The following is a 13463-nucleotide window of genomic DNA, read 5'->3' as shown; positions in this document are numbered from 1 at the left end:
CGATACGAATATGGTTTATCAAATCGCTTATGAGAGTAGTTAAAAAAACTCTCAATAACCACTTTATCCCAACAATTTCCTTTATAGCCGCCGGGTAGCCCCATCATATTTTGCCTAGAGTTCATCCCTCCTAAAACTGATACAACAACCGCGCCCGCATCCCGGCTGAAGTCCGGTTCAAACTAAACTGCGAAGACAATAAAGGGCTTGACAGATACGGATTGGCCTGAATCACCCAGTGGCTCCATTGCTTCTCGAAAGCAATCCCCACAAGCCAGTTGTTGTACACGCCGGGAGAACATTTTTCGTAGAACTTTTGCGCCATAAATTCATACGGCCCCATGCGGTTGGTAAACGAAATTTTCTCGCGGGCTTCCAGACTGAAACTCGCGCCAACGGATGGCGTAATCGTAACAGAGTTCCCGACCGGCAGACGATACCCAAAAGTGATCGGTAACTGCCAGCTCTTTCCACTGCGGGCGATGTTCAAAATTTCGAAACGCTTATCCCCAGGCCCAGGCACTTTACCCTGATAATCCCGCCTAAAATCGCTCTTTTTCTTGACTAAATACTGTCCTTCCGTGATGTACTCTTCGCCCGAAACACTCAGGCGCGTCAATCCGAGGCCGATCGTCAAACGATCCCCCATCAGAATTTCACTCGCCAGCCCGTAACCCGATTGACCGCCACTCAACTGCGCACTGCCCCCAATCCGGACATGAACGAACCGCTGCCGTTCTTCCACCACCGGTTTTGAACCCGAAGAGGTGGCTACGGCCGAATGCATGGCCAACGGCCGAATTCGGCGGACCCGGCGTTGGTAGTTTTCGACGTAATAACTGGAATCAAATTTCAATGCCCGATTCAGCACCGGCTCCCAGGAAATCGAAGCTGATGAGGACGAACCGGCTGTCGACCCGTCATTCCCCGGAACATCTACCGAACCCGAAACACCGTTTGACAACGGCCGGGAGGTTTCCAAACCGGCAGGTTTCTGCCGTCCCGAATACCGATCCGGGTTCCGATTCCAGCGGTCTGTAGCGGATTTCGGCAAACGGCCTGAAGGAAGTGCATTTCGCTCCGATTGCTCCGAAGGTACACGACCGGTTTTGGAAGGATCCGATTCCGATCCATTCACCCCCGTTTCGGATTCTGTCAGGCGCTCTTTTGAGCCGGATCGACCCGATAAAGTACTCCCTTCCAGCCGGTTGCGTTCCCGATTCGGATTTGAAGCTGATTCGATTGACGGGCTTTCGCCGGAGCGATCCGTTGCCGCCGGATCGGTTTCTGACCGGTTGGCCAACTCACGATCATCATCCTGCTGAACGCCCGGGACAGAAGGCGATAACCGGGGTGATGGAATCGATACTTCGCGTGTTATGTAGACCGTGTCTGTTTTTGGCCCTTGAGCAACCGGTGTTTCCAGCGGAGCCTGTTGCAGAATCGTGACAGTATCCTTCAGAGACTGAACGGTTTGCTCCAGTTTCTGATTGGTACGGTATTGCCACACCGCCAGAATGACCAGCCCGGCCACCGTGGCGGCACTCATCATCGGCACAAGCCACTGCGTAACCGCTCCGCCAATGGAAGGTACGCCATTGCGACGCAGAACAGACCGAAGATGCACCCAATCTGTCTCCTGGAACGGAGGGTCTATCCCCTCCAGCTTTTGTCGTATATTTTCCTCAAATTTATCAGTTTTCATAGTAACGAATAGGAATCGCGGGGTCGGATGGAAACAGGTGTGGGTACGCAGACCGGATGGCCTGTTGAAGACGTTGCCGCGACCGTAAAAAATGCGAACGGATCGTGGCTTCGTTGCTCTGTAACACCTCGGCAATTTCCCGAAGACTGTAGCCATCTACTACATGCATCGAAAACACAGTACGGTAGGCCGGTGGCAGTTGCTGCACCAGCGCCAGAATTTCGTCGGCCGAAATCTGGCCAATCACATCGTCTTCAAACGGCACATCCTGACCGGCCTCCAACGAACTCATGTCTAGTTTGTGGTATTTGCGGTAATAACTGATGGCGGTGTTGATCAGAATCGACCGCAGCCACGCTTTGAACGGATGCGTGGCATCATATTGATGCAGCCGTTGAAATACTTTTAGAAAGCTCTCATTCAACACTTCTTCGGCCTCTTCCGTCGTAGCCGAATACCGCAGGCAAATACTTTTGGAATAGCCATAAAATTTTTTGAATAAAACACGCTGAGCCTGCGCATCATGGTTGCGGCAGGCTTCAATAACACTATCAATATCGTTTTCCGCGAAGGAGGGGCGCTTTCGGAAGAACAAGGCCGTAACGATTTAAGTAAATGATTCACTCATACCATCCCATGTACGTCAAAAACCGGGCGACTGTTGCAGCAGCTAACGACTTTTTTTTATTTTTTTTCACTCTCCTAATTTCTACATTTTTTTTCGATTTGGTCTGCAACGGTGCCGGTTTTCCCGGCGTAATGTCAATTGTATCGTCGAAAAAAACGGTTCGCTCCTGAGTGAGTCTCCCGCTTTTTCCGACTCCGAACCTGAAATTCTAAAGCAATGAAAATACATCTGTTGGTCATTGCGGATAGTCTCCATTACGACTCGGGCCTCAACTCCCGGCAGAGCTACATCGATCAGTTCGTGCAGCAACTGGAACGCGGGGGGCAGGAAGTAATCGTGACCTACCATGCGCCGATGGCCATCAGCACCATCGCGGAAGTGTTGCAGCGGGTTCCGCTCCGACGCTATGACCTGATCATTCTGCAAATTGCCAACCGCCATCTGCGCGATTCGCGGCTGGCCCTGCGCCCCACCGCCGGAACCCGGTTTGTGGAGCATGTGATGGCGTGGAAGTTACGCATCCAATCCGTGCTGGGTGCCATTCGGCCCCTCAACGAAGTATACGCCCATTTGTCGATGATCCTGGAAACCCTCCGGTTTCACCGCAGCCGGGTTATTCTGATGACCCCTTTCCCCCACCGCGAACCCGTCAGTGGCTGGTTGCGACGCAAAGGGAGTGCCATCCTCAAAAGCGAAGGCCATCACCGGGGGTTCCGGGTGTTCGATGTGCAGGCACTGGTCGATTCCCGCGAGGAGTTTTTCAGTACCGGCGACCGCGAACGGCTCAACGCCATCAGCCACGAACTGATCGGACGACGGCTGTATGATTTTTACCGAACTGAACCCAGCATGACCACTGGTCCTTTGAAACAGGACACCTAATTTGTTACTCTGCATTACCAACCACCATCATAATAGACAGCAAAACCATGAAAAAATCCCTGTTCATTGCCTTGACCGTTATCGTCGCCGGCCTGTACGGCTGCAACCAAAGCCAGCAAACCGTCACGCCGGACACCGATTCGGCTATCTCGGCCACCAGCACCGCCCGGCTGGCGTCCGACAGTTCCGGATTCTTTTGCAGGAAGAACATTACGAAAATCGCCGTAACCGACCTCCCAACGTCTGTAAGCAACTACCTCTCTACTAATTATGCCGGCGCCACCGTTGACTATGCCGCCAAAGATGATACGGGCAATTTCCTGGTAGCGATCACGCAAAATGGCGAAACCAAAGCCCTGTTATTCAACGCCGACGGCACCTTTAACGAAGAATTAGCCCTGAAAGGCGGCCCCGGCCGAAAAGGTGGTTCGCACGGAAAAGGCGGTGGCAAAAAAGGATCGCTGGAACAGATTGCCGTCGCTGACCTGCCATCGGCCATCACCAGTTACATCAGCACGAATTATGCCGGAGCCGAGGTAAAAACCGCAGCCAAAGACAGCACCCGCGGCTATCTGGTGATGATTGTGGTGAGCGATCAGGCCAAAACGCTGCTCTTCAACACCGACGGAACCTTCAACAAGGAAGTTTCCAAACCGTTGCGCGGCAACTTTACGGCCGTTGCCGTAGCAGATTTGCCCGCTGCCGTTACGACCTACATCACGACGACGTATGCCGGTTCGACGATTAAAGATGCGGCCAAAAATGCCGAAGGGCAATTGGTGGTCGTTGTGAAAACCAGCGATGGAAAACCGTTAGCCCTGCTTTTTGAGGCCGACGGCACCTTCAAGCAGGTGCTGAGGCAACGGCGTTGAAAAGTCAATTGGCATCCTTCTCCGAAAACAGGATACGGAGCGGTGGAGAAGGATGCCAATTGATTTGGTAAATGACTTTTACTTTTTGAATACAACCTGAATTGAAAACGCTATGAATAATAAACTGCGCAGTGTCCCTGCCTGGTGGGGAATGGTTTTGCTTTCCGTTACGCTGCTAGCGGGTTGCCGCAAAGAAACCGACCTCGTTGAACCAACGACCACGACCACCACGACCGCCGAAAACCAGACCATCAACAAATGGATTCTGGAAAACATGCGGGAGTATTATTACTGGAATGACAAAATTCCGGCCAGCCCGGATCTGACGCTCGCACCCTCCGATTTTTTCGATTCCATTCTCTATTCCTACGACGCCACCGCCCGACCCGATGGCGACCGGTTTTCGTGGATCGAAGAAAATGCGGACGATCTGTCGGCGTCGCTGAGCGGAGAATCGACCACCACCGGCATGGAATTTATGCTCTACCTGCGCTCGCAGGGTTCTACCAACGTTATTGCGCAGGTTTTATACGTTTTGCCCAACTCTCCGGCAGCCGCTGCGGGCTTCAAACGGGGCGACATCATCAGCAAAGTGAACGGTCAAACCATCACGACGTCCAACTACGTTTCGTTGCTCTATTCGGGCGGCACAACGTTCTCCTTTGGTCTGGCCGAATTGCAAAACAGCACGCTGGTCGATACGGATCTGACCCGCGCAGTAACGGCTACGGTTTTTCAGGCCAACCCCGTTTTCATGGATTCGGTCTACACCGTTGGCGGAAAAACCGTTGGCTATCTGGTTTACAATCAATTTGTTCCGGCACCCAACAACAGCAATGGTTCGGAATATGACGACCAGGTCGATGCCATTTTCAGCAACTTCAAAGCCAAAGGCGTTAACGAACTGGTGCTGGATCTGCGCTACAATCCGGGCGGTTATACGTCCTCATCCGCCAATCTGGCCAGTTTGATCGGAAAAAACGTTGACCGAACGAAAGTCTATTTCCGCGAAGAATGGAACTCTACGCTGACGCCTTATCTCCAGCAGGAATACGGCGATGAGTTCTTCATCCAGCGGTTTGTTACCAAATCGCAAAACATTGGCAGCAACCTCCAGCGGGTTTTCGTGCTGACCACCGACGGAACCGCTTCGTCCAGTGAATTGATTATCAATGGCCTGCGCCCTTATATGACCGTAACTACCATTGGCACTACAACCTATGGCAAAAATGTGGGGTCTATTACGATAGTCGATGATTCCGGAAACATTAAATGGGGTATGCAGCCAATCGTCTTTAAGTCATTCAACAGCCTCGGCCAGTCCGATTATTCCACCGGTTTTACGCCCACGGTGGAAGTGCAGGAACCGCTCAATTTGCAACCATTGGGCGACGTCAACGAGCCTCTGCTCAACGAAGCGCTTTACCAGATTACCGGAAGCCGCATCGCCCGGCGGGGTGTTGCCGAACCCAACCGCCTGCCTGCCCTGGGGTCGTCGATCCAGCGGAAAGCCGGCGGAGGACGCATGATCAAAAGCTTGCCAACCTTTAAACCCAGTACCCTATAAAACACTTTTAAGCTGGCCTTTTTCCATGAAAACTGCTCTGACTACGTTCTGGCTCTCTATCCTCGTCTGCCCGGCTATTGCCCAGGGAATCACCGACTACTATCGCCCGCCGGTGAAGTCCGCGGATGAATTCACGCCCGAATTCCGGTCGAATAAGGAACGCCGGGCCGAAATGACGAAGCTGATCGCCCGCTACGGCGAGACGTATATCCGGGAGCGTTGGTACATCGGAGGAGACGGTTTTTTCCGAACCGACAAAGGGCAGCTTGACCAAACCTTCAACGGATTGATTAGCACCAAAGGAACCACACAAACCGGCTGGAGTGCCGTTATCGGCTGGGTTAGCAACGAGCGCTGGGCCGTGGAAGGTGGCTATGCCCGTTCCCCCATTCACAACACGCTGGTGGTGGGCAGCGGCTCGAATGCCCTCGATCTGCGGTTTGAGAACAATAAGCACGGTTTTGTGGTACGTGGCAAACGGCTGATGCGGTTTGGCAACCGGGCCGCCCGTCGCTCCGGCTTATGGCTCGGAGCCGGGGTCTGGATGGTCCCGAACAATGGGCAGCAAGTCAGCAGCTTTCTGGTGGAAGGCTACAGCTACAGTGGTTCCGGGGGCGGTTTTGGCCGCAATAGCCGCGCCCGGGTCGACACCATTCAAATCTTTGGCGCAACCCGCCTGAGCCCGCGCCTGAACGGCATGGCCGAAGCCTCAGCCGAATATACCGTCAAACTGGGCGGAAAAGCCGAACTCAGTCTGTTTGCCCGGAAATACTGGGGACTCAGCAACTCAATAACAACCAACCTATTATACACCGTAAACCGCGGAGAGTCGCAGTCCGCCGTCCTTCGGGCCGACGGCAGCGGCTGGAGTGTAGGCGTATCCTTGCGGTACGTCTACGCCCTCCGCTATGACCTGCGAAAAATGCCGGGCATTTTTAACCTGCGGGGCAATCGACCGGAAACCGTCAACGAAAAACGACGACGTACTCAGTTATAACTCATGCATATCGATACCGAAAACAATCACCCTTTATTTTCTTTCACCGTTGCCCCATCGGTAACGGGTTTTTCTGTTTACTCACTTTCCCCTTTTTTTCTATGAAAATTTCATTCCCCCGCGCGTTGCGCTCTACACCCTCGACGGTAAGCTCATTTTTTAAGAATCGTTTTTCGATCCTGATCCCGGCTTTTTCCTACACCTTAATCTGGGTGTTATGGGGTGCTATGCTGAGCAGTTGCTCCAACGAAGACGACGTTGCGGTTTTGGGCGACTGGAACCGCCGGTCCGACTTTGAAGGCGTGGCCCGCAATGCCGTGGCCGGTTTTGTGCTGAACAATGTGGCTTACATGGGTACCGGCACCAACGCCGACAACGACCGGCTGAAGGATTTCTGGTCGTATGACCCGGCCCGCAACACCTGGACGCAGTTGGCCGATTTTGGCGGAGAAGCCCGCAATACCGCCGTTGGTTTTGCCGTCGGCACGAAAGGCTATCTGGGTACCGGGCTGAATGCCAACAGCGACCGGCTGAAAGATTTCTGGGAATTTGACCCGACCGCCAACGCCTGGAAACGCATTGCCGACTTCGGCGGCACCGCCCGACGCAACGCCGTGGCCTTCTCGGTGGGCAACAAAGGCTACGTCGGCACCGGTTTCGACGGCAATTATCTGAAAGACTTCTGGGCTTATGATCCCACCAAAGATACCTGGGAGAAAACCGCCAGCTACGGCGGAGCGAAACGGCTGGGAGCCATTTCGTTCGTGATCGACGGACTGGCGTATGTCGGAACCGGCAACAACAACGGATCGGCCGAAAAAGACTGGTGGGCCTACGATGCGACCAAAGACGAGTGGATCGAAAAAGGCGATTTTGAAGACGATGAACTGGTACAACGCAGCTACGCCGTTGGCTTTTCGATTGGGAACAAAGGCTATGTAACCCTCGGGGATGGCAGCACGGCGGTTTGGGTGTATGACGTTGCCACTGACGACTGGTATGAGCAGGGCATTTTTGAAGGATCGGCCCGGCAATATGCCTTTGGATTCGCCATCAACGGCAAAGGGTACGTCACCACCGGCAGCAGCGGTTCCGGCCGGTTCGACGACATCTGGGAATACGACCCGACCGTTGAACAGGACACGGATACGAATTGATGAGACTCATGAAAGGTAAAAAATTTCAGTCCCTGGCGATCCTGCTGATCGGGCTGGCCATTGTCACGACGTACCGTTTGTTCCGTCAAAAATCGCAGTATGAGCTTCAAACGACCCGCACACCGACGGGATGGGGGTATCAGGTTATGCTGAACGGAAAAACCGTGATCGACCAGCCGACGGTGCCGGGTCTGCCCGGCCAACGCGGTTTTGCCAGCGAAACCCTGGCCCGAAAGGTGGGCGAACGCGTTGTTTCCAAGCTGCGTCAGGGGCAATTCCCGCCCACGCTCAGCCCGCCGGAACTCAGCCAGCTAGGCGTGTCAGTACAATAAGCGGTTTACGGTTTTTAGTTCCCTACTTTAGAAAAAATACATGCGAACCTTACTGCGCTTAGCGCTACCGATTGTGGCCGGACTGTTGATTTCCGGCTGCATGTCGGGGGATCTGGACGTCGGCCAGAATCTGATCAATCCCGACGAAATGGAACTCCAGTACATCGACACGGTGACGGTCAACCTGTCGACCGTCATGGTCCCCGACTCGTTTGTTACCTCCTCCGACAGCACGATTCTGGTGGGGCGCTGGACCGACACACAGACGGGCCAGATGGAAGGCCGGGGATTTGCGTCCTTATCGTACGTCACCAACGATTTACCCGATCAAAAAGGCATCCGGTTCGACTCACTGGTGTTGGAAATGGTGTACGGTTATTCGGTGGGCGACACCCTGAAACCGTTTACGCTTCAAATTCACCAGCTTCGGCAGCCACTCGATATTGGGGCGGTTCATTACAATACGCAATCGGTCGCCTACAACGCCACACCACTGATTACCAACACGTTTCTCCCTCAATTCAAGGAAGAAATCCGGCAGGTTCGGGTTCGGATACCCGACGCCATGGCGCAGGCGTTCTATGCCAAGCTGGTCAGCAAGGAAATCAACAGCAACGAAACCATGTCTGATTACTGGAAGGGATTTGCGTTTTTGAGTCCAGCGGCCAGCAATGTTTTTCTGGGGTTAAACCTCACCTCGTCGCTTTCCGGCATCCGGTTGTATTACCGGGGCAACGACATTAGCCAGACGGCGGGTAACCTGCTCTTTCCGTTCCAGGCGTCGCAATTTACCCAACTGACCAACAACCGCAGCGGAACGCCCTTGCAGGCGTTGCAGCGCGCATCGGATGCGGTTTCCAGCCGAACGACGCAAAATTCATCGTTTGTCGTGCCCGGTGCGTTTCTGTCTACCCGGCTCGAAATCCCGTCGCTGAGTGAATTTATTAAACCGGAAAATTTCATTGGCCTGAACCGCGCGGAACTGATCATCGAACCCATCCGGCGGGATGTGCGTGACAACAATCCGCCCCCCGACCAGTTGGCGCTGTATTTTACCAACAATCAAAACGAAACGGTGGAAGCCGTTCCCGGTTTTTCCACCGGTGCATCGGCCGCCGTCGCCAGTTATTCGTATTTGCCCAACGCCATCGAACTGGAGGACGCGTACGTCTTCAACATCACGCATTACGTCAACCAGGTGATGAAGGGTTTGTCTGTCAACCGGCCTATGTTGCTGAAGGTTCCGGTCGGTCAGAGCACGATGAAGACTATGATTCAACGCGTTACGTTCGGAAACCGGCAAAGCACCACCGACCGCATCCGATTGAAATTGTACATTACGTCGGATACGTAACCAAACCATTGGGCAATTTAGAAGTCCAACTTCTTTTCTTAGGATTTGTGTCTTAGCATTCTTTATCCTTTCGTTTTTGCCCCGTTCTCCTAATTGATTTAAATTTAACGCGAACTATGAGATTTATTAATTGATTATGAGCTAATTAAGTACCATAGGCACGACATATTTGTAGCAAAACGGATCACCCGGAAACATCAGTCCGCTACGCGGCCAATAATCCCATAGTTCGTGTTAAATTTAATAACCGCCGAAATGAATCTTTACAAAAATTTAACAGCCTGAATGCCAGCGGTTCTAATGGCTTTTCAGTATTTTACCGGTTCATCAGATCTTTCTGCTTTCCGGTATGAACCAACCGATACGATTTTTTACATTGTCCTTTTTTCTGGCAATCAGCAGCCTTTCTTTCGCCACGGCGCAGCAAACGCAAAACGTCATTCTGGTTACGCTCGACGGGGTTCGCTGGCAGGAAGTATTTTCCGGTGCCGATTCGACGCTGCTGTTCGACCCGGCTTATTCACCCGATACGGCCACGGCACGGAAGTTTTTCTGGGCGGCCACACCCCAGGAACGACGCCAGCGGTTGTTTCCGTTCTTCTGGAATACCGTCGCCAAAGAAGGTCAGCTTTACGGAAACCGACTGAAAAACAGTCGCGTCAATGCCTCAAATCCTTACTGGTTCAGCTATCCGGGGTACAATGAAATTCTTTCGGGTTATGCCGACGACCGCATCAAGTCGAATGATAAAATCGACAATCCGAATACCACCGTTCTCGAATTTCTCCACAACCAACCCGATTACAAGGGCCGGATTGCGGCATTTTCGTCCTGGGATGTAATCGAAGCGGCTGTAAACGAGAAGAAAACCGGTATTTTCGCCAGTGCCGGTAACGAGTTGATTCCATCTCCCAAAACCGCCACCGATTCGCTGCTCAACAGCATGATGACGACCATTCCGGCGCAGGTTTGGGACAAATCCGTCCGCAGTGATTTTCTGACCTATTATGCCGCAAAAAGCTACCTGCTGCAAAACCGCCCCCGGGTGTTGTTCATGCAGTTTGACGAAACCGACGGGCTGGCCCATGCCGGACGGTATGCCGACGATCTGCGCATGGTGAACACCGCCGATGCGTTCATGGCCGACCTCTGGAAAACCATCCAGCAAATTCCGCAATACGCCGGAAAAACTACGCTCATCCTCACTACCGACCACGGACGGGGCCACACGCCGAAAGCCACCTGGAAAGGTCACGGTGCCAAAACGCCGGATTCCTACCAGATGTGGTTTGCCGTGATCGGCCCCGACACGCCACCCACCGGCGAACAGTCCGGCGGACCAGTCTTGTTTCAGAACCAGTTGGCGGCTACGGTGGCGAAGCTGTTGGGCCAGACGTTCACCTGTGAACACCCGGTGGGGCCACCGGTTCTGACGATTTTGAAACCATGAGCCAATCGAAACCGGCTTTTCATCCGGCAATTAGTCAGGAGCCAGCACGACCCGTTCCATCTTCGGAACCAGCAGATGAATGATCCCCAGCGCCAGAAGATATGAGCAGGCCGCTACCACAAACAGCGGAAAATAGCCATACCGGACGCGGATGATACCCGCCACCAGTGCCAGCAGAACGCCGGAAATAGCCCCGACCGCTCCACCGATTCCCGTGACCTGGGCCACCAGTGGTTTAGGAAACAGATCGGTAACGCTGGCGAACAAGGTTGCTGAAAAACCCTGATGGGCCGCCGTGGCCAGCGAAATCAAACCAATGGCCACCCATAAACTGTGCGTCTGAGCGGCCAGCACAATCGGCAACACACAGAGGGCACAAATCAGCCAGGTGGTCTTGCGGGCGCGGTTGACCGACCAGCCGATTTTGAGAAAGTAACTCGAAAGCCAGCCGAAAAAGATACTGCCCACATCGGTAACGAGGTAAATCACCAGAAACGGTAACCCCAGATTTTTCAGGTCGAGCTTCTGGTCCAGGGCTTCGCTGCTGTTGAAGAAATCGGGCAACCACGTCAGGTAAATCCAGAAAACCGGGTCGATCAGAAATTTACAGCCCGCATACGCCCAGGTTTGGCGGTAGCGCAGCAGTTGCCACCAGGACACGGAAGCCCGCTCCGGCTCAGGAACCTCATCGGCCCGAATCAAAGCGTGTTCGTCGGGCGACAAACGGGGATGTTCGGCCAGCGGGCGGTAAATCACCAACCAGGCCACCAGTAGCCCGATACCGAGTAAACCGGTAAGCAAAAAGCAACTTCGCCAGCCGTATTGCAGCGTCAGGAACGGCACGAGCCAGGCCGTCAGAATGATCCCGATGTTACCGCTGGCGTTAAAAATACCAAATGCAATCGAGCGTTCTTTTTGGGGAAACCACTCCGATACCGTGCGCGTAGCCGCCGGAAAATTCCCGGCCTCGCCAACGGCCAGCCCCGCCCGCGCCAACGCCAGCGACCGGATCGAGCCGACCAGCGAAGTCAGCATTCCGGCCAGGCTCCAGATCATCACAAACAGCGAAAATCCCCGACGAAGGCCCAGCCGCGTGGTGAGCCAGCCCGTCAGCAGAAAGCCCACCGCATAGGCCGCTTTGAAAGCCGCATCGACAAAACCCATCTGCTCCTTAAACTGCCCGTCGAGCGCCGGGGTCAGAACCGCATCGGCGGGTAGCCCCAGCATATCCCGCTTGAAGGACGGATCAATCATGGTGAACGACAGCACATTGCGATCCACGTAGTTGACAATACCCGACAGAAACAAAACCGCCAGCACCCACCAGCGCAGGTGTTTCCAGGGTCGATAACCGGTAGCCGGTTTCAGCTTCGGCACGTTGAGGGGCTGATTCATTGTTTTTGGGGGCTGGTGATGAGTACCCGGTTGGTGCGCAGGCCGGGTCGTACCTCGCCACCGGGAAGAATCCATTTCCCGTTCCAGACCACCGCAGGCGTGGTAACGGGTGCCCACAACGCCGGTTTCTTAGTGTCGTCATTCGCCCCGGTTTTGGGACTGACGTTGCCCACAACCGTCCAGGTGTTGGTCAGGGTGTTGTACGCCAGAACCTCGGCACGAAAACCGGGGTGGTTTTCTTTCAGAATCAGATTCCGGTCGGCATTGGCACCGTCGTCGCCACCCGGCACCAGCAGTTGGTTTTGTCCGGACGGAAAAGCGGGTGAGGGCGCGGCAACGGTGGGATTCGGCAAATCGGCCAGGCGCGTCCAGGTTCGTTGTTCCGGGTCGTAGGCATACGCATCGGCCAGATACCGGCGTTTGATCGCTCCGGTTTTTGGCTCCGCAAAGACTTCCGTACCGCTAAAGAGATAGAATTTTCCGGCCTGCGCACCGGCCACCGCCAGCATTCGGCCCGGCCCCGGCCAGGGTGGTAACCGCTGCCAGCCGGATTCGGGTTGGCGCAAATCCAGGCTCAGAAAAAGATTTTCGGCGGTGGTATCGGTCGGCGTTTCAATCCCACCGGCCATGTAAACGATTCCGTTGAGAACCGCCCCGCAGGCATTGGCCAACGGCAATGGCAACGGACTCAGGCTTTTCGTCGTCACCTTGCCATGCCGGTATTGCAATACAAATACGTCCGGATAATGCCGATCCCCGTCGGCACCACCGATGCACAAAACACCGTCAGGCACCGTCAAGGCCACGCTGTACCCCATTTTTCGCGGCAGTTTACCCACTTTTTTCCAGGAACCGTCCGGTTTTTCCAGCACAAACAGATCGTCGTACCAGGTTTTCGGCGTTTTGCCCCAGGGACCTACATTATCGGGAAAATTAGCGCCCCCTCCTACCAGCATAGCCCCGTTGCTGATCCCGGCGACAGAACCCGCAAACCCCACTGGATCGGGAACGGGAGGCAATAGTCGCCAGGTCAGTGATTGCGCCAAAGCAAGATCATATACCATTGAAAAGAGAAGAACAAAAAATCCGTTTCGATTCATAACGTCTGTAAAAAAACGCGTTGA

At 54.1% G+C, this 13463-nt stretch carries 12 protein-coding genes; 8 read left to right on the top strand and 4 right to left on the bottom strand.

The features are described 5' to 3' along the window. Positions 1-130: 130 nt before the first annotated feature. Entirely contained in the window at positions 131-1705 is a 1575-nt protein-coding gene (locus tag DUE52_RS26315; protein WP_133299951.1) for a hypothetical protein, read from the bottom strand. Continuing rightward, on the bottom strand, positions 1695-2300 hold the full coding sequence (locus tag DUE52_RS26310; RefSeq protein WP_114409068.1) for an RNA polymerase sigma factor: 606 nt from the start codon (positions 2298-2300) through the stop codon (positions 1695-1697). Before DUE52_RS26310 ends, DUE52_RS26315 begins: the two co-directional genes overlap by 11 nt. 249 nt (positions 2301-2549) lie before the next feature. Here DUE52_RS26310 and DUE52_RS26305 point away from each other — a divergent pair, with 249 nt between their 5' ends. The 8 genes from DUE52_RS26305 to DUE52_RS26270 all read left to right on the top strand — a co-directional run bounded on the left by DUE52_RS26305 (position 2550) and on the right by DUE52_RS26270 (position 10944). Next, the gene (locus DUE52_RS26305; protein ID WP_114409067.1) at positions 2550-3215 is read left to right on the top strand and encodes an SGNH/GDSL hydrolase family protein; all 666 of its coding nucleotides are present in this window, start codon (positions 2550-2552) and stop codon (positions 3213-3215) included. 47 nt (positions 3216-3262) lie between these two features. Further along, complete coding sequence (locus DUE52_RS26300; protein WP_114409066.1) at positions 3263-4087, top strand: PepSY-like domain-containing protein; 825 nt, start codon at positions 3263-3265, stop codon at positions 4085-4087. 112 nt (positions 4088-4199) lie between these two features. Further along, a complete protein-coding gene (locus tag DUE52_RS26295) occupies positions 4200-5654 on the top strand; it encodes a S41 family peptidase (protein ID WP_114409065.1) in 1455 nt (484 codons plus the stop codon). A gap of 25 nt (positions 5655-5679) precedes the next feature. Beyond that, on the top strand, positions 5680-6651 hold the full coding sequence (locus tag DUE52_RS26290) for a hypothetical protein (protein WP_114409064.1): 972 nt from the start codon (positions 5680-5682) through the stop codon (positions 6649-6651). Positions 6652-6752: 101 nt separating this feature from the next. Next, positions 6753-7808: a Kelch repeat-containing protein gene (locus DUE52_RS26285; protein ID WP_229312313.1), complete on the top strand. Its 1056-nt coding sequence runs from the start codon at positions 6753-6755 to the stop codon at positions 7806-7808. Between the two features lie 8 nt (positions 7809-7816). Further along, on the top strand, positions 7817-8140 hold the full coding sequence (locus tag DUE52_RS26280) for a DUF4907 domain-containing protein (protein WP_165841042.1): 324 nt from the start codon (positions 7817-7819) through the stop codon (positions 8138-8140). Positions 8141-8180: 40 nt separating this feature from the next. Continuing rightward, a complete protein-coding gene (locus tag DUE52_RS26275) occupies positions 8181-9494 on the top strand; it encodes a DUF4270 family protein (RefSeq protein ID WP_114409061.1) in 1314 nt (437 codons plus the stop codon). Between the two features lie 349 nt (positions 9495-9843). After that, positions 9844-10944 carry an alkaline phosphatase family protein gene (locus DUE52_RS26270; RefSeq protein ID WP_114409060.1) on the top strand — a complete coding sequence of 367 codons (1101 nt, stop codon included), beginning with the start codon at positions 9844-9846 and terminating at the stop codon, positions 10942-10944. A gap of 30 nt (positions 10945-10974) precedes the next feature. Here DUE52_RS26270 and DUE52_RS26265 read toward each other — a convergent pair whose 3' ends face one another. Both DUE52_RS26265 and DUE52_RS26260 read right to left on the bottom strand, forming a co-directional pair. Continuing rightward, positions 10975-12339, bottom strand: a complete 1365-nt coding sequence (locus tag DUE52_RS26265; RefSeq protein WP_114409059.1) for an MFS transporter — start codon at positions 12337-12339, stop codon at positions 10975-10977. Next, complete coding sequence (locus DUE52_RS26260; RefSeq protein WP_114409058.1) at positions 12336-13403, bottom strand: tRNA wybutosine-synthesizing protein 4 beta-propeller domain-containing protein; 1068 nt, start codon at positions 13401-13403, stop codon at positions 12336-12338. Before DUE52_RS26260 ends, DUE52_RS26265 begins: the two co-directional genes overlap by 4 nt. Positions 13404-13463 lie beyond the last annotated feature (60 nt).

This window comes from Larkinella punicea, assembly GCF_003334855.1.
GTDB lineage: Bacteria > Bacteroidota > Bacteroidia > Cytophagales > Spirosomataceae > Larkinella > Larkinella punicea.
The sequence above is the reverse complement of the archived record's forward strand: the minus strand, read 5'-3'. Positions and strand labels throughout refer to the sequence as shown.

Coding starts and splice junctions, on each gene's coding strand:
- DUE52_RS26300 (WP_114409066.1), top strand. CDS start 3,263: ATGAAAAAATCCCTGTTCATTGCCTTGACCGTTATCGTCGCCGGCCTG.
- DUE52_RS26290 (WP_114409064.1), top strand. CDS start 5,680: ATGAAAACTGCTCTGACTACGTTCTGGCTCTCTATCCTCGTCTGCCCG.
- DUE52_RS26305 (WP_114409067.1), top strand. CDS start 2,550: ATGAAAATACATCTGTTGGTCATTGCGGATAGTCTCCATTACGACTCG.
- DUE52_RS26280 (WP_165841042.1), top strand. CDS start 7,817: ATGAAAGGTAAAAAATTTCAGTCCCTGGCGATCCTGCTGATCGGGCTG.
- DUE52_RS26285 (WP_229312313.1), top strand. CDS start 6,753: ATGAAAATTTCATTCCCCCGCGCGTTGCGCTCTACACCCTCGACGGTA.
- DUE52_RS26295 (WP_114409065.1), top strand. CDS start 4,200: ATGAATAATAAACTGCGCAGTGTCCCTGCCTGGTGGGGAATGGTTTTG.
- DUE52_RS26275 (WP_114409061.1), top strand. CDS start 8,181: ATGCGAACCTTACTGCGCTTAGCGCTACCGATTGTGGCCGGACTGTTG.
- DUE52_RS26260 (WP_114409058.1), bottom strand. CDS start 13,403: ATGGTATATGATCTTGCTTTGGCGCAATCACTGACCTGGCGACTATTG.
- DUE52_RS26315 (WP_133299951.1), bottom strand. CDS start 1,705: ATGAAAACTGATAAATTTGAGGAAAATATACGACAAAAGCTGGAGGGG.
- DUE52_RS26265 (WP_114409059.1), bottom strand. CDS start 12,339: ATGAATCAGCCCCTCAACGTGCCGAAGCTGAAACCGGCTACCGGTTAT.
- DUE52_RS26270 (WP_114409060.1), top strand. CDS start 9,844: ATGAACCAACCGATACGATTTTTTACATTGTCCTTTTTTCTGGCAATC.